Source organism: Streptomyces sp. NPDC016845 (genome assembly GCF_044332585.1).
Taxonomy (GTDB): Bacteria; Actinomycetota; Actinomycetes; order Streptomycetales; family Streptomycetaceae; genus Streptomyces.
In genome coordinates this window covers 1-14,331 of the sequence record NZ_JBIRPI010000051.1, presented here as the reverse complement: position 1 = coordinate 14,331, position 14,331 = coordinate 1, and the positions used below count along the sequence as shown (strand labels likewise).

13 protein-coding genes and 3 pseudogenes are annotated in these 14,331 nt (G+C 69.4%); 10 read left to right on the top strand and 6 right to left on the bottom strand.

Annotated elements, in window-relative coordinates; genetic code table 11:
• Positions 1-196 precede the first annotated feature (196 nt).
• From ACH4RC_RS41810 to ACH4RC_RS41795, 4 genes and pseudogenes are all read left to right on the top strand, one after another.
• The gene (locus ACH4RC_RS41810) at positions 197-1,009 is read left to right on the top strand and encodes a TnsA-like heteromeric transposase endonuclease subunit (protein WP_398210242.1); all 813 of its coding nucleotides are present in this window, start codon (positions 197-199) and stop codon (positions 1,007-1,009) included.
• Between the two features lie 26 nt (positions 1,010-1,035).
• Complete coding sequence (locus tag ACH4RC_RS41805) at positions 1,036-3,081, top strand: transposase (protein WP_398210239.1); 2,046 nt, start codon at positions 1,036-1,038, stop codon at positions 3,079-3,081.
• Positions 3,078-4,247: a TniB family NTP-binding protein gene (locus ACH4RC_RS41800; RefSeq protein WP_398210237.1), complete on the top strand. Its 1,170-nt coding sequence runs from the start codon at positions 3,078-3,080 to the stop codon at positions 4,245-4,247. Before ACH4RC_RS41805 ends, ACH4RC_RS41800 begins: the two co-directional genes overlap by 4 nt.
• Positions 4,244-4,687, top strand: a pseudogene (locus tag ACH4RC_RS41795) (TniQ family protein); the annotation flags it as partial. The gene ACH4RC_RS41800 and the pseudogene ACH4RC_RS41795, both read left to right, overlap by 4 nt.
• 1,258 nt (positions 4,688-5,945) lie before the next feature.
• Here ACH4RC_RS41795 and ACH4RC_RS41790 read toward each other — a convergent pair.
• A complete protein-coding gene (locus ACH4RC_RS41790) occupies positions 5,946-6,875 on the bottom strand; it encodes an NADP-dependent oxidoreductase (protein ID WP_398210235.1) in 930 nt (309 codons plus the stop codon).
• Positions 6,876-6,992: 117 nt separating this feature from the next.
• Here ACH4RC_RS41790 and ACH4RC_RS41785 point away from each other — a divergent pair, with 117 nt between their 5' ends.
• Complete coding sequence (locus ACH4RC_RS41785; protein ID WP_398210232.1) at positions 6,993-7,481, top strand: MarR family winged helix-turn-helix transcriptional regulator; 489 nt, start codon at positions 6,993-6,995, stop codon at positions 7,479-7,481.
• Between the two features lie 37 nt (positions 7,482-7,518).
• On the opposite strand, the gene ACH4RC_RS41780 is transcribed toward ACH4RC_RS41785, so the two are convergent.
• Positions 7,519-7,647 carry a hypothetical protein gene (locus ACH4RC_RS41780; protein WP_398210229.1) on the bottom strand — a complete coding sequence of 43 codons (129 nt, stop codon included), beginning with the start codon at positions 7,645-7,647 and terminating at the stop codon, positions 7,519-7,521.
• 256 nt (positions 7,648-7,903) lie between these two features.
• Between ACH4RC_RS41780 and ACH4RC_RS41775 the strand changes: the two genes are divergently transcribed.
• Positions 7,904-8,191, top strand: a complete 288-nt coding sequence (locus tag ACH4RC_RS41775; protein ID WP_398210226.1) for a hypothetical protein — start codon at positions 7,904-7,906, stop codon at positions 8,189-8,191.
• Between the two features lie 165 nt (positions 8,192-8,356).
• Here the strand turns inward: ACH4RC_RS41775 and ACH4RC_RS41770 are convergent, their stop codons facing one another.
• The gene (locus tag ACH4RC_RS41770) at positions 8,357-8,806 is read right to left on the bottom strand and encodes an NUDIX domain-containing protein (protein WP_398210223.1); all 450 of its coding nucleotides are present in this window, start codon (positions 8,804-8,806) and stop codon (positions 8,357-8,359) included.
• 1,141 nt (positions 8,807-9,947) lie between these two features.
• Between ACH4RC_RS41770 and ACH4RC_RS41765 the strand changes: the two genes are divergently transcribed.
• A complete protein-coding gene (locus ACH4RC_RS41765; protein WP_398210221.1) occupies positions 9,948-10,244 on the top strand; it encodes a hypothetical protein in 297 nt (98 codons plus the stop codon).
• 56 nt (positions 10,245-10,300) lie between these two features.
• Here ACH4RC_RS41765 and ACH4RC_RS41760 read toward each other — a convergent pair.
• A pseudogene (locus ACH4RC_RS41760) lies at positions 10,301-10,447 on the bottom strand (ATP-binding protein); the annotation flags it as partial.
• A 38-nt stretch (positions 10,448-10,485) separates the two neighbouring features.
• Between ACH4RC_RS41760 and ACH4RC_RS41755 the strand changes: the two are divergent.
• Complete coding sequence (locus tag ACH4RC_RS41755) at positions 10,486-10,635, top strand: hypothetical protein (protein WP_398210218.1); 150 nt, start codon at positions 10,486-10,488, stop codon at positions 10,633-10,635.
• Between the two features lie 691 nt (positions 10,636-11,326).
• Positions 11,327-11,887 (top strand): hypothetical protein, encoded by a 561-nt coding sequence (locus ACH4RC_RS41750; RefSeq protein ID WP_398210216.1) that lies wholly within the window; start codon positions 11,327-11,329, stop codon positions 11,885-11,887.
• Positions 11,888-12,021: 134 nt separating this feature from the next.
• Here the strand turns inward: ACH4RC_RS41750 and ACH4RC_RS41745 are convergent.
• A pseudogene (locus ACH4RC_RS41745) lies at positions 12,022-12,462 on the bottom strand (zinc ribbon domain-containing protein); the annotation flags it as partial.
• Between the two features lie 332 nt (positions 12,463-12,794).
• Positions 12,795-13,769 carry a zinc-binding alcohol dehydrogenase family protein gene (locus ACH4RC_RS41740; RefSeq protein ID WP_398210213.1) on the bottom strand — a complete coding sequence of 325 codons (975 nt, stop codon included), beginning with the start codon at positions 13,767-13,769 and terminating at the stop codon, positions 12,795-12,797.
• Positions 13,770-13,882: 113 nt separating this feature from the next.
• Between ACH4RC_RS41740 and ACH4RC_RS41735 the strand changes: the two genes are divergently transcribed.
• Positions 13,883-14,251, top strand: coding sequence for a winged helix-turn-helix transcriptional regulator (locus ACH4RC_RS41735; protein ID WP_398210210.1), 369 nt, complete (start codon positions 13,883-13,885; stop codon positions 14,249-14,251).
• Positions 14,252-14,331: the final 80 nt, after the last annotated feature.

Sequence of the window (14,331 nt, the reverse complement as noted above, 5' to 3'; positions counted from 1 at the left end):
GTCACCCGCGCCCGCCTCGGCCGTCTTCTACGCCAAGGGCACGTCACGCAGCCCGGTCGGGGCCTCTACAAGAAGCGGACTTAACGCCCACTCAGAGCGAGATAGTTGGCCCGCAGGGTAGCGCGTGGATCATCCTGATCAGGCTCTTTTTTCTGTTCTGCCGGATTCGCGATGCCTCGTTCGGTTTCCTCGTGGCATGTCGAGTGATGGCGTGGGATGCGTGTGGTCACATAGCTGTGAATTGGATGATCTGGTGGCGCCGTATGTGCTGCCGTGCGGGGACGCCATTGATCCAAGGCCCGATTGGGCGGGTCACTGGGCTGTGACGTGGCGTGTCGACGGAACAGAGGTTGTCTGCCCCGTGCGCGATCTTGCCCTGTTTCCCTGGGAGCGTGCCAGGCCCGTTCGATGGTTCTCGTGGCGTTCGGGGCAGCGGCATCGCCCTGGTCTGGCGTTCATGGAGGCGACCGGACGTGGACACGGCTTCGAGAGTCTCGCCGAACGCCGGGCGCTAACCGTCCTGGACTTCTGCGGCCAAGTCCGGGAGGTACTGTCGCAGCCGTTCAGTCTGCGGTTCTTCGACTCGGGCCGCCGACGGGAGCATGTGCCGGACTTCCTCGTGGCCACCGCGGGCCCGACGCTGCTGATCGACGTCCGCCCTGCTCACCTGGTGAAGGAGTCGGACGTCGCCGTGTTCGCTGCTACCGGCCGCGTCGCGGCTTCCGCCGGGTGGCGGTACTTGGTGGTGACGGGCTGGCGGGACGGCGTCGCGGGCAGTGTGGAGGCTCTGGCGTGTGCGCGTCGTCCGGGTACGAATCGGCTGGGTCTGGAGGAGCAGCTGCTCGCGGCGGCGGTCGGCCCTCGGCGTTTCGGGGAACTGGTCGAGGCGACGCGGTGGCCGGTGCTGGCCCGTTCCCATTTGCTGCGCCTGTTGTGGGAGCGACGTCTGGCCTTCGACTTGATCGGTCCGCTCGGCGACGGCACGTGCATCTACCCGGTGGCGTCATGACTGGTGGATCAGGCGAACGGCGGCCGTTGATCGAGGAATTGTCCGAGCATGACCTGGGCCGGGCCCGGGTTCGGCTGGAGCATGTGATGGAGGTCGAGACCGGATTTCGCAGCGGCAGCCGTTACTGGGCCCGGCCGGGCGAGCCCCGGCCTGCGTTCGATCCCGTGACGACCGGCGTCGGCGAGCGTCGGCGGTCCAAGGTCGTCGAACTTAGCGGGCTGTCGGAACTCGAAGCTGCGCAGCTCGGGCTGGAGTCGTTAAGCGAACGCACGCTGAAGCGGATGGCCGCCCGCTTTCGGGAGTACGGGCTGGTCGGGTTAGCCGACGGGCGGTGGACTCGCCAGGCCGGTGGCCATCCCTCGGTGACCGCCGAGGTGGAGGAGGCGATCCGGGCGGTGCACGAGCAGTGTCTGCGCCGGTCGCGGATCAGCATGGCGTCGCGGGAGCGGTTGATCCATCAGTATGTGCGGGAGGTTTTCCCGGACCGTGTGGTGCGGGTGCCGCACCGGACGACGTTGGCGCGGGTATGGCGGGAGTGGTTCGGGCCGGGAGGCGCCCGCCAGCGGTACGTCCGCTCGGCCGCCGCCGTCCCCGCGGCGGCCGGTGGGCTGGTGGTCGCTTCTCGGCCGGGACAGCTGGTGGTGCTGGACTCGACTCCGTTGCCGGTGAAAGTTCTCGACGACGTCTTCGGCACCCCGATCACGGTGCACCTGACAATCGCGTTGGACGCTTACACGCACTCGATCGTGGCGTTCAGGCTGACGCCGGTGGCGGAGTCGTCGATCGAGGTAGCGATGCTGCTGCGGGACGTGCTGTCGCCGCTACCGATGCGCGCTGGCTGGGGCGAGGACATGGCCTGGCCCTACCCCGGGGTGCCCGCTGCGCTGGTGGCGGAGCTTGCAGGAGGGCCGGTGGCAGGCTTGCCTTTCTTCACTCCCGAGGCCATTACCGTCGATCACGGAGCGGCGTTCAAGAACCATCACCTGGTCGAGGTCGCCCGCACGCTCGGCGTGGATGTGCTGCCGGCACGGGCAATGCGTCCGACGGACAAGGCAGCGTGCGAGCGGGCGTTCGCCGCGATTCAGTCGCTACTGCTGGAACTTGTGCCGGGCTGGCGCGGCATCGACGTCGCCGACCGCGGCGCCGACCCCGAGGCTGATGCGGCCTGGACGGTTGCGGAGATGGAACACCTGCTCGCCTCATGGATTGTCGCGGTGTGGCAAAACCGCCGCCTTGACCAGCACGCCCCAGCCTGGGACCCCTCCGGCCGGCACAGCCCGAACACCCTGTTTGCCGCCGCTGCGGCGCGGGATGGCATCAGCCTGGAGATCCCCCTGCCGGAGCTCTACTACGAACTGCTGCCGGTGCACTTCGTTAAGGTCGATCTCCGGCGCGGGGTGAAGGTGGGCGGCCTCTGGTACGGAGCGCGATGCCCGGAACTGGAGCCGTGCCGGGTTGCTCCGGCGCCCCGCGGCGGTCGGCACGCGGGGAAGTGGGCGGTGCGCCGGGATCCGCGGGACTGCCGGCAGGTGTTCATCGAGCTCGATGGCACCTGGCACGCTCTGCCGTGGAATGCTCTGCCCGAGGGGGAGCAAGTGCCCGCGTTCGGTGACGCCCGGGTGAGCGAGCTCCTCAAGGAGGCGGCTCGGGCAGGGTTGCGGCCGCGCACGGACGCGGAGCTGCTGCCCGTGCTGCTGGATTTGCTGGCTGCGGTCACGCCGGTTGAAGCCTGGCCGGGCCGGCCCGAGGCGCGGAAGAAGGCGGCCGCCCGGGCCCGTGAGCTTGCCCGCGCCCGGGCCTCTCTTACCGACCGGCCCGCCGAGCAGCCCCCGCTGGCCCCTATCCACCTTGCAGAGCCGGGCAAGGAGGTGACAGACGCGATCACGGCCGACCGCGCCCGGCGCCGCCATGCGGCCGTGGGTGGCACACCTCCAGTGGCCGCGCGGGCGCTCGCTGACGACGTACGCTCCCGCCCCCTCTATCCGTCGGCCAGGCCCAGATCCGACCAGGCCGACGACCGCGATCCTGGCGGTGTCGGAAGCGGTCCGGCCGGTGGAGAGGGGACAACATGATGGTGGGCGACATCCCGGTACGGGACACCTTGGTCGGCTGGGGAGCGTGGCGGCTTGCCCGTCACGGCTTCACGCCCGCACCGCGCCTGTCCCTGGCCCGGTGGCGGACCCTCTCGCCAGCAGCGAAGGCGGCGCACGATCTGACCCGGGCCGCCACGCACGCGAACTTGCCACTGCTGGGCACGCCTATGAGCCGCGCGGTGGACCGGCTGTTGTCGGCCCGGATCCGGCAGAACGCGTTCAAGGCCCGGCCGGCTACCCGGTCCGGGGTGATGGTGTCCGGCGGCGGATACCAGGGCAAGACCGAGACTGTGTGCGAGATCGCCGCCGCGTTCGAGGACTCCTGGCGCGAACTGCACCAGACGAACCTCGAGACGGTCCCCGGCACCCGGGATGCCTGGGTGCCGGTCGCCTACGTCCAGACCCCCGTCACCGCGAAACCCAAGAGCACCTGCAAGGCGATCCTCGACTTCTACGGCGCCCCGACGAAACGGATGGACCTGCCCGATCTGGTCGCCCAAGTCGCCGCCTCGCTCACCGATCACGGCACGAAGGTGCTGATCCTCGACGACATCACCCGGCTGCGGATGCACCGTGCCGACGACCAGGACACCCTGGACCTGATCCGCGCGTTCATGAGCATGCACGTCACCCTCGTCCTGGTCGGCGTCGACATCCCGGGCTCCGGCCTCATGAACGAAGGCCGAGCCGCCGCCCATGGGCCGGGCCGTCGGCCGGTCAACGGGTGGGAGCCGACCCAGACCGAACGCCGCTTCGACCTCGTCGAACTCGACCGGTTCCGCTACGACACCCCCGAGCAGATCACCGCGTGGTCCGCGCACCTCGCCGGCGTCGAAAATCACCTGCGGCTGCTCAAGGCCCGCTCCGGGATGCTCACCGATGGCACGATGCCCGAGTACCTCTACGCCCGGACCAACGGCGTCGTCGGCCTGCTGGAGCGGCTCGTTGAAGACGGCTGCACCGAGGCGATCGCCGGCGGTACCGAGCGGCTGACCGAGTCCCTCCTCAACAGCCTCCCGCTCGCCCTCGTCGATGCCACCGGCCGCGATGCCCACGCGGGCGAGATCCCCGCCGTTCCCGCCCGGCCGCGCCGTCGGCGCAACGGCGCGTTCGACGACCACGGCCCCACCCCGGACACGGCATGACCGCTCCACTGCCGCGAAGCCTCGATCCGGCAGCCGGAGAGATCCTGCCCGGCTACCTCCTGCGCCTTGCCCACCGGCTGAGCATTCCGCCGCTGGAGCTCGGCCACCTCTGCGGCCTCACCACAGGCCCAATCTTCCCCGCCCGGCACCTGGTCCGCCTCAACGACACCCAGGCCCAGCAGGTTGCCAACGTCTGCCGCCTTCACTCAGCCGAGGTCCATGCACTCACCCTCGCCGGGCAAGCACCCGGCTACACACCCCTGCGCCTCGACTACCTCGGGCGACACCAGAGCCCCGTCACCATGGCCAACGACGGGTGGGTGCTTACCGCCTTCAGCCGCTACTGCCCCGACTGCCTGAGCGACACCGCCCGGCTCCCCGGCGGCCCCGTCTGGCAGGGCTCCTGGCGGCTCCCGCACACCTTCCTCTGCGAGCGGCACAACCGACTTCTGGCCTGGCAATGTCCCGCCTGCCGCGGGCCGGCGTTTTCCAATGGCTACCGCTCCGACGGACGATGGCGACCCACCCAGCTCGTCCCCGCCCCGGCCCAGCGTCTGCACCCGGCACGCTGCCGTCATCGTCCCGGCGTCGGACGGGTCGCCGCCTGCGGCCAACTCCTCGATGAGTGCAGCGAGCCGCCCCAGCGACCCACCCCGGCCATGACCCACGCGCACCGCCGACTGGCCGAGGCGGCTACAGCCGGGGCAGGACATGAGGTGGCAAGCCTTGGGCAGAGGGTGTCCGCTCAGCGGTTCTTTAACGATGTCCGGGCGACCATTACAGCCCTCCGCGGCAGTTGGCCCCTTGCCCAGGGCACCTTCGAGGAGTTCGGGTCGATGGACGCGCTCGCGACGCATGTCGAAGCTCTCCGCCGCGCCCACCCCGATCGCACAGGGACACTGGGCGATGGACGGGTGGCTCGCACCTTTGGGCACCCGCCGGCCAACCCGCTCCCGGCAGCCACCCTCATGGCTCTCACCGTAGCGATCCTCGACGACGCGAGCGGACACCGCACGCTCGCTCGGCTCCTGTCCGCCCTCAGCTCTACCAGCACCGCACACATCCGGCTCCGGCAGCATGCCCCTCACTGTTCACCTGCCATGACCGAAGTGATCCGTGGGAGCGTCCGGCTTCCCCGCAAGGCTGCGGGACAGCCCGCGCTCTTCCCTCAGCCCTCTTCTCACCGGGGCCTGCTCGACCCTCGCGTCATCCCGGCTGTCCTGCCCGAGCGCTGGGCCGCCCCGCTGGACGAGCTTGATGCACCGCAACGGCAGCTGCGCAGGGACGCAGCAATCCGTCTCGTGCAGATGGCCACAGGCCGCTCCCGCCGTTCCGCCGCCCTCTACCTCGGAATCCCCCTGGGCTCGCTGCAGTCATCCACCGTCGCCATCCGCGCCTGGCAGAAGGAACCGGGTAACGCCGAGGCGTACCAGAGCGCCTTGGAGCACGTCGCCGAGACTGCCATCGCCGACGGCCAAGGCTATGCAGAGTGGTACTCCCGGTAACGGATGGGAAGCCGGAGCATCTGAGTTGTCCGTCTGAGCCACCTATCGCGCTCAGCCTGCTGGCGCCGGTGCGTCAGTGTTCGCCGCGAAGGCGGTGATTTCAGCATGTGAAGGCCCTCGGCGAGGGTGTTGGTGGTGCGCCCGCCTCTCCGATTCCCGGAAGGGCGGGCGCGGTACCGCGGGGCACTCTCGGTCAGAGGGTGATGACCGTCTTGCCCGGCAGGGCGCCCTGGTCGGCCTGGGCGTGGACGGTGGGGAGTTCGGCGAGCGGGCGGCGGTCGGTGATGTCGATGAGGATTTCGCCGGCGGCGACGCGGGCGAGCAGGCTGGTGAGCTGTTCGGCGTCGCTGCGGACGGCCATGCGGACGACGTTGACGCCGCGGCCGGGCTCGGTGGCGGGCGGGGTGGTGGCGGTGATGAAGGAGCCGCCGTCGGCCGTGAGGGCTGCGAGGGCGTCGGTGTCCTCGGGGGTGGTGGGGGCGAGGTTGATGACGACGTCGAAGGGGCCCTTGGCCGCTTCGGTGACGGGCGTGGTGGTGTAGTCGATGATGTCGTCGGCGCCGTAGCCGCGTAGGCGTTCGGCGCTGCGCGGGCCGGCGGTCGCGGTGACGTGGGCGCCTGCCTGGTGGGCGAGCTGGACGGTGTAGGCGCCGACGGCTCCGCCGCCGCCGTTGACCAGGACGCGCTGTCCTTCGCTGAGGCCCGCGTGTTCGAAGAGCGCCTGGTGGGCGGTGAGGGCGGGGCCGGGCAGGGCGGCGGCCTCGACGGGGTCGACGCCCTGGGGCAGGGCGGCGAGGACGTCGGCGGGGGCCAGCACGTATTCGGCGGAGGCGCCGGCGGCGTTCAGCGGGAGGAAGGCGGCGACCGCGGTGCCTTCGGTCCAGCCGGTGACTCCGGGGCCGGTGGCGGCGACGGTGCCGGTGACGTCCACGCCGGGGGTGTGGGGGAGTTCCAGGGGGAGCATCTCGCTGAGGTAGCCGGCGCGGAGCATGGCGTCGGCGGGGTTGAAGGAGGTCGCGGTGACCTTGAGCAGGACCTGGCCGGGGCCGGGTTCGGGCGTGGGTGCTTCTTCGAGTGCCAGCACGGTGCTGTCGCCGTATGCGTGGTAGCGCACTGCCTTCATGGGTTTCTCCGTTCCTGGGGCCGTGCGGCCGGTTGCCGCCCGGACTGGTGTTCCTAATTGGAAACAGTTTTGGACGGTAACATGCTTCCAGATGGAAACAAAAGGACTGGAGGGGCGATGGCACTGGACGAGCGGCGCACACAGGCGTTCTTCGCCCTGATGGAAGCGGGCGGCCTGCTGGAGATGCTCATGGAGGAGCAGCTGCGGCGCGAGGGCGGCATCAGCTATCTACAGTTCTTCCTGCTGGCCCGGCTCGCGCAGGCTCCGCAGGGGCGGATGCGGATGACGGATCTGGCCGACACGGTGGTGCACAGCCGCAGTGGGCTCACATATCAGGCGGGCAAGCTGGAGGATTCCGGGCTGCTGCGGCGTGAGCCGTCCGAGGAGGACGAGCGTTCGGTGAGCGCGGTCATCACCGATGAGGGACGCCAGGTGCTGGAGAAGGTGCTGCCCGGGCATGTCGAGGTGGTCGAGCGGGGCATGTTCGACGCTTTGGACGATGCTCAGGCCGCTGCGCTCGCGGACGCCCTCGGCGCGGTCCGCGACCGGCTGCGCGGCCTGACTCCTTCCTCCTCGGAGCGCCGCCGCAGCCGGGGCCGCGGCTGATCACCCGGCCCTCGGCGGGCGTGAGCCGTTTCGGTGCTCAGCCGGTGGCGGGCGGTTCGGTCAGGTAGCGCTGGATGGCGGGTGCGACGCTTGCCACCAGGTCCTGGCGGGTCATGGAGACGAGGGGTTCGGCTTCGACGACGTAGCGGGCGACGGCCACGCCCATCGGCCACTGACCAGCGCGAGTACACGAGCCATCGCTCACACCAGACCCATGACCTGCGAATTCACGATGCACACCACTCAGTGACACCAGCCGTGGCAGGATGGCCTCATGTTGATCCGAAAGGGCGATGCCGCGTAGGCGCCCCAAGGCCGTCCGTGCAGAGCGGTGGCGGCCACGATGGCAGTATCCGGTCCTGAGGGTCCGCGGTGTCTCCGCGCGGACTCGTGCAGCGATCCGCCGGGTCGAAGACCAGGAGATGTGGCCCAACGCGGTCGCTAATGCGCTCTCTCGCTTCGAGTGGGCCTTCAAGCAACCTGGCCGCTACCTGAACGCCTCCGAGGCCTGCTCGCCTGGGATAGAGGTGGAAGACGCTCGTGACGATCTGGAGCGGGCGATACTGCACCTTCCTCCCGGAGCCAAACGGGACTTGGAACGACTGATCACGCGCATCGATGAGGAATTCGAGCGCCGCACCCTGCCGGAGCCCAACTACATCGAGTGGGCAACGGACGGCTGGTGGTGGACCAGGATGCGTGAACGCTGAAGGACCCGGCCTCGTGTGGCGTTAACGGTCTGAACTGGTTCCACTTTTCCGGCCTGAACTGGCCCCACGGGCAGCGAACTGGGAGAGCTGTTCCGGTTCCGGATGGCCCCGAGTTCCGGCGTCAGTTGGGCCCAGCGGTGCTGGCGGATGGGCATCAGGGGGGTCTCACGGGGCCGTCGGGTCGGCAAGGATGGTGAGGTTCTTTACGGTTGCAGCCGTCCGTTGCAGAAAGGATGCGGCAGCCTCGGGGAGCAACGGGAGGGTATCGAGGGCTGCGGAGGTGTGGGGGATTTCGTCGAGCTGGTAGGTGCCGTGATCAGGGTCGTCGATCTCCGGCCCGGTTCGGCTGCATTCGGACCAGACGGTGATCCGGGCAAGGTAGACGTGGTCCCGTTGGTGCGTGTCGTCGAAGGTCAACAGCCGGCCGAGGATCTCTGGGGTGCCACCAGTCTCTTCGTAGACCTCACGAGTCAATGCTGCGCGCAGGTCCAGGTCATCAGGCTCGACGTGGCCGCCGGGCAGGGTCCAATAAGGGATGCCGCCGGGCCAGGTGCGGCGGATCAGCAGCAGCCGGTCGGAGGGAGTGAGCAGGACCGCGCGGACGCACTCGATCATGTGGATCCTTCGGGCCGGGCCTGGCCGGACATCGGGCGTTCATCGCCCGCCGCCGGGACCTGCGGCCCAGCCAGGAATACCGCAGCCCCACCGAGGAGGAGTGGGAGGAGTTCCTCGGCCACTTCGGACACCGCAAGGTCGCTCTCGGCGGCTGCGGCCGAGCCTACGGCACCAGCTGTATCCGGTGCCCACTTCTGCGGGCCGCCCCGGCCCAGCGGCCGCGACTGGTGGACATCCGCGACAACCTCATCGACCGGATCGCGGAGGCCGAACGCGAGGGCAGGGCAGGCGAGGCAGCTCCCACACCGTCGAGTAGGCGATGTCGGCGCCTGCCTCCTGCTGAGAGGGCGTTATATGGCAACTTGCAGTAATTCATGACGCTGTGACGCGACTCCGAATCCTGCCCGAACCGGGCATACGGCCCGCACGGCTGTGACGATCTGCTCCGGGCGGAACGGTTCGTGACATCTGCCTGATGAAACCGCAGGTCAACCACCTATACGGGACCGTTCCCTTCTGGCACCAATCGGGATGGAAGGCCATGTAACGTCCTCTGAAGTCGGCTCAGGATCCTTCTCACTGTGTGCCGCTGCTTCGGCGGAGCATCCAGGTCATCGAGCAGCCACTGGTCGATCGTCTTCTTGAACGGCTCCAGCCTGGGCGAATGCCGTCGCGGCGTCCGGCGCGGAGCAGGCACGGTCGAACACCGTGCCTCGCGCACCAGCCGACGGTGGACCCGGTACTTGCACGCCAACACGCGGACCGACAGTCCCTGCTGCCACGAGTCCCGGCGGATCAGCAAGAACAGTTCTTCCTTCGAGGACGCCACCCGGCGCCGCCCCCTCACGCTGACCTACCGCGAGCCTCCCAGCCCCAGCTCCAAGCTGGGGCCAACTCAAGCCGGAACAACCCCGAACGCTCCCGCGCGCCCCGCCGGTGGGGCCAGTTCGGGTCGGAAAAGTGGGGCCAGTTCAGACCGTTAACGCCACTCGTGTCCCTTCGCTGGAATCGAACTACACCGTTACCGTCCGCGACGCTCCCCAAGATCTGTGCCAGAACCGAGAAATGAAGGCAGTCTGGTGTCCGAGCATCCGGGATGATCGAGGGAGGACTTCGGATCTGCGAGGGAGGGAAAGGCGCGATGGCGATCAGTGGGCTGAGCCAGGAGAGGACGGCACGCCTTGAAGTGCTCGTCGACGAGTGCCGGCCGCTGTTGGCAGGGGACGGCGGGATGGCTGCCGTGCAGCGGCTGCTGAGTGAGCGCAGGGTCGAGGTGCTTGATGCGGTGGTGATCACGCGTGAACTGCTGGGGGCGGGTCCCACGTCGCTCGCGGAGGCGAAGACCGTCGTTCTGACGAGCCCAGGCAGAGGGCGTGAGCTGAGAGTGCACGAGCAGTTCATGGACGGCTTGGAGCAGGACGGTGCCATCGGCCAGTGACAACCGGCTGGTCGGCGCCCCGCCACCCGGGAAGGTGGCGGGTTGCAGGAAAGCTGTCAGACGGCCTTGGCTGGTTCTTCGGCTCGGGCTCGGGTGCTGGCGAGGCGGTAGGAGTCGGTGCCGGTCTCGATGATGGTGCCGTTGAAGGTGAGGCGGTCGACGATGGCCGCGCAGAGGCGGGGGTCGGTGAAGGTCTTGGTCCAGCGTCTCGGACCTGCTTTTTGAGGATCATGACGTGCTCATGCTTTTCGACGTGCGACTCGACGGTATCGAAGATGCGGAAGGCGAGGTCCACCAGGCGCTGGGCATGGTGAACATGGCTGCCGATGAGTGGTTCGAGCCGTTTCGAGCCGAAGGCGCCCGTGACCCCGACCGTGCCTTCCGCCACTGACACTCGGATGAGAACGCGGTGCCTGGTGCTGGGCTGGCTCGGGTGCAGGGCTACACGGCCGCCTCCGTCGCCCTGCGGGCGCGAGGTGACCTGTCGGCCCGCTGTCTCGTTGGGTCATCGCCTGGCGGGCGCCGGGTGCCGTACGCCGCCATGGTTGGGCGCGGCGCACGGCACCCTTGACGCTCGCTGTCCTCGCGCGGGAAGTGCTGCACGGTAGCCGCAGGTTGGCACCCGGCACCGATGGAGCCGGCTCCTGGCGCGTGCCGCCCTGGCCCGCGAGTGCCTACCGGGCCCGTCCGGACTACGTCCGCACGCCCGTCACCGGGGGATCGACCCGGTTGCGGCGGGGCCCGTACCGAGCACGCGGCGCCCCGCTCCCGGGGACCGCGTCGGCTCGGTGGCCGGGATGGCAGGGAGCCGTTCGGCCGCGAGCTGGGCACGCGGCGAGGCGGTGTCGCGCGTGCGGCACGCGTCGGCGGGGTCAGGGCCAGTGCCCAATGGGCAGCGTTCGGTCACCACTTGATCATCCCCGAGGGATGAGCGTCCTTTTGCGCCGCCCCGGGCTATGCAGTCCGGCCAGGGCAAGGCTGGGGAGCCGGCCCCGCCACGCAATCGGGTGCCGGTTACGGCATCACGGCCTTCGGCGGTGCGTGCCGGGCCTACTGTGGAAGACCTGACCGGGGAGGCCGTCATGGACCAGCCGCTCGAGCCAGAGGCGATCAAGCCGCGGCCCGACTATCCACCGAAGACACCGCCGCCTCCGAAGAAGCCGCCGAGCCCGCCGCCGCCCGACCCGCCCACCAAGGAACAGCTCCTGGCCGGTCTGCCCGTGCCGCAGCGCGCCGGCCGGGCCGGACATCCGGTCATGCGCAACCGGCGTGGCGCCTCCTGGTCCCTGGAGTCGGCCACCTGGACGCCGGGCAAGGCCGCCCGGCACACGGCGGAGCAGCTGACCGGCTGGGGCTTCACCGTCCCGGCGCAGCTCGAGCCGGTGGTGCGGCTACTGGCCGCCACGGTGGTCGCCGACGGCGGCCGCCGCATCAGTCTCCACCTGTCCGAACAGAACGGCCTGGCCCTCGTGTTGTGCCTGAGCCACCAGCAGACCGCCGCGCGCGAGACGGCCGACATGCTGGCGGCCCTGCGGGACCTGGGTACTGACAGCTGCGGGACGGAAATGACCGCCGAAGGACGCCAGGTCTGGGCCCTGCTGCCGCTGCAGACCGCCGCCGCGTCGAGCAAACGGACCGCGTAGCCGGATCCGCTCGGCCGATACCTGGGTGCCGACACATCAGGACCGGGCAGCGCTGCTCCTCGAGGGGTGCCCGGTCCTGAGCCGTGGCGGACGGACGTAGTGCTCTCGTCGGCGGCCAGGGCGCGGTGTTTGATGTTGACAGCGGCGCCGATGTCGGCGTGGGTGGCGTGCCCGCAGCGGGTGCAAGTGAACAGATCCCGGGTGCGGCGGCTCTTGGCGTCGACGTGGCCACACCGGTTGCAGGTCTGCGAGGTGTAGGCCGGGTTGACCGCGGTGACGCGCGCCTCGTGCCAGGCGGGCAGGGGCGCCAGGAAGGCGTCGACCTGCTCCGGGTCGACGGCGACGATCCCGCCGTACCCGGGGGCCTGCGCGGAGGCTGTGGTGGCCACGGCCCAGGTGGGGGCAAGCCCGATCCGCAGGTCGACCGACAGCCGGGCGAGCGACCGCACCCGCGCCCGCTCGCACAAGCGCAGCGCCGGTACACCGTGGTAGCGCAGCGCAGCTCGACCACTGCGGCCTCCCCCGGGCAGTAGGGCCTGGACGACGGGGGAGATCTCTGTGAGCAGTTCCAGCATCTCCCGGTAGGCAGGCTCCGCAAGCCCCACCGGCGTACGGACATGCATCACGCTCGCCCCGGCATCAGTCCTCGTCATCAGCTACCTCCTTCCTCTAGACATTACCGAACGCATATTCGAACACGCCACAGGAAGGGGACGCCGCGCGACGGAGCAGTTGTGACTGAGCGCGCTACCTGGCCCTTGCGCGCACGAGTTGGCCCCTGGGCGTGGAAGTCGGCCCGCGAGGTGAGCCGAAGCACGGTAGTTGTCACACAGGCAGGCCTGTTGTCACCGGCAGGCCGGAACCCTCGTCGGTGCGCCCCGGCGGGGCTCGCATCGATAGTGGGTGTTCAGGGGGTGAGGAGGGTTTTGCCAATGGTGGTGCGTTCCTCAAAGGCCTGGTGCGCTGCGGCGGCCTTCGACAGCGGCAGGACGGCACCGATGATCGGCTTGAGTGCACCGTCGGAGGCCAGGGCGAATGCCTCGTCGCGTAGTCGGGTCTGATGGTCCGCCGGCAGGGCCATGGAGGCGAATCCGATTACGGAGACGCCTCGGTGATACACCGCGAGCGGGTCGAAGCGCGGTGCCTGCCCGCTGGTCATGCCGTAGATGACCATGCGGCCTGTGCCGGGGGCCAGCAGGTCGAACGCGGCCTGTGATACCGAGCCGCCCGTGGTCTCCAAGACCACCTGCACGCTGCCGCGTGCCGCGTCGCGTACGTGTTCGTGCCAGTCCGGCGCGGTGTAGTCGATCACTGTGTGTGCACCGAGCCGCTTGGCCACGGCCAGTTTCCTCTCACCCCGGGCAACGCCGATCACCGTGGCGCCGGCGTGCCTGGCCAACTGCACCAGAAGGCTGCCGACACCACCTGCGGCGGCTTCGACCAGTACGGTGTCGCCTGCTTGCAGTGCGGCGGCCCGGACCACCCCGACCGCGGTCGAACCCTGACCCAGCAGTGCCAGAGCCTGGTGGTCATCAAGGGCGTCAGGGCAGGGCAGGGCCGCGGCGGCGGACACCACCGCCATTTCGGCGTAACCGCCACCAGAAGTGGTGCTCACCACCCGCCTGCCGACCGTTGCGGGATCGACGCCGGGCCCGACGTCCGCCACGGTGCCCGCCACCTCGAAGCCCGGCGAGAACGGCATCGGCAGACCGGGGAGAGCAGTCTGTCGCATCAGGCCGGCCCGTATCTGGACGTCGGCGAACCCGATGCCCGCGGCGGTGACCCGGACCAGCAGTTGCCCGGGGCCCGGCTGGGGAACGGGCACTTCGTCGACGCGTAGTACGGCGGGTGATCCGTAGTCGTGGAATCGGACAGCACGCATGCTTCCCTCGCATCAGTGATTCGGAGAGGCGGCGGTCGGTTGCGCCGTCGACGCGAAGGTAGTGCGGGACATAATGGTTACTGCAAGGGTATCTGGCTACCGCGGGGGTACTGGTGAAGCCGCTCGATCCCGACATGTTCCATCCGGCCTGTCCGAGCAGTGCGATCCCAATCCGGGTCGGCGACAAATGGTCCGCCATGGTCATTCTCTGTTTGGAGCAGGGGCCACGACGGTTCTCCGAGCTCCGGGTCCCCCTGCGTGCGCCCACCCCGAAGGTGCTCACCCAAACCCTGCGGGCACTGGAACGCGATGGGCTGATCACCCGTACCGTCTATGCCGAGGTCCCCGCCAGAGTGGAGTACGAACTGACCGCGCTGGGCCGTACCTTGCTCGACCTCATCGCAGCCGGCCGGCGCTGGGCGGAGGACCACATGCCCACCCTGCTGGCCGCCCGCGACGCGTACGAGGGGGCCTCCCCCTGAGTGGTGGACACGCTGATACTGGATCTGCTTGATCCGGAGGAAGCGAGAAGACCGCCGATGGCGATGAAGGACTACTCGGA

Excerpts from the sequence above, each read along its gene's own strand:
- ACH4RC_RS41810 (WP_398210242.1), top strand. The coding sequence starts at position 197 with ATGTCGAGTGATGGCGTGGGATGCGTGTGGTCACATAGCTGTGAATTG.
- ACH4RC_RS41800 (WP_398210237.1), top strand. The coding sequence starts at position 3,078 with ATGATGGTGGGCGACATCCCGGTACGGGACACCTTGGTCGGCTGGGGA.
- ACH4RC_RS41790 (WP_398210235.1), bottom strand. The coding sequence starts at position 6,875 with ATGAAGGCAGTGCGCTACCACGCATACGGCGACAGCACCGTGCTGGCA.
- ACH4RC_RS41785 (WP_398210232.1), top strand. The coding sequence starts at position 6,993 with ATGGCACTGGACGAGCGGCGCACACAGGCGTTCTTCGCCCTGATGGAA.
- ACH4RC_RS41780 (WP_398210229.1), bottom strand. The coding sequence starts at position 7,647 with ATGGGCGTGGCCGTCGCCCGCTACGTCGTCGAAGCCGAACCCCTCGTC.
- ACH4RC_RS41775 (WP_398210226.1), top strand. The coding sequence starts at position 7,904 with ATGTGGCCCAACGCGGTCGCTAATGCGCTCTCTCGCTTCGAGTGGGCC.
- ACH4RC_RS41770 (WP_398210223.1), bottom strand. The coding sequence starts at position 8,806 with ATGATCGAGTGCGTCCGCGCGGTCCTGCTCACTCCCTCCGACCGGCTG.
- ACH4RC_RS41765 (WP_398210221.1), top strand. The coding sequence starts at position 9,948 with ATGGCGATCAGTGGGCTGAGCCAGGAGAGGACGGCACGCCTTGAAGTG.
- ACH4RC_RS41755 (WP_398210218.1), top strand. The coding sequence starts at position 10,486 with ATGCTTTTCGACGTGCGACTCGACGGTATCGAAGATGCGGAAGGCGAG.
- ACH4RC_RS41750 (WP_398210216.1), top strand. The coding sequence starts at position 11,327 with ATGGACCAGCCGCTCGAGCCAGAGGCGATCAAGCCGCGGCCCGACTAT.
- ACH4RC_RS41740 (WP_398210213.1), bottom strand. The coding sequence starts at position 13,769 with ATGCGTGCTGTCCGATTCCACGACTACGGATCACCCGCCGTACTACGC.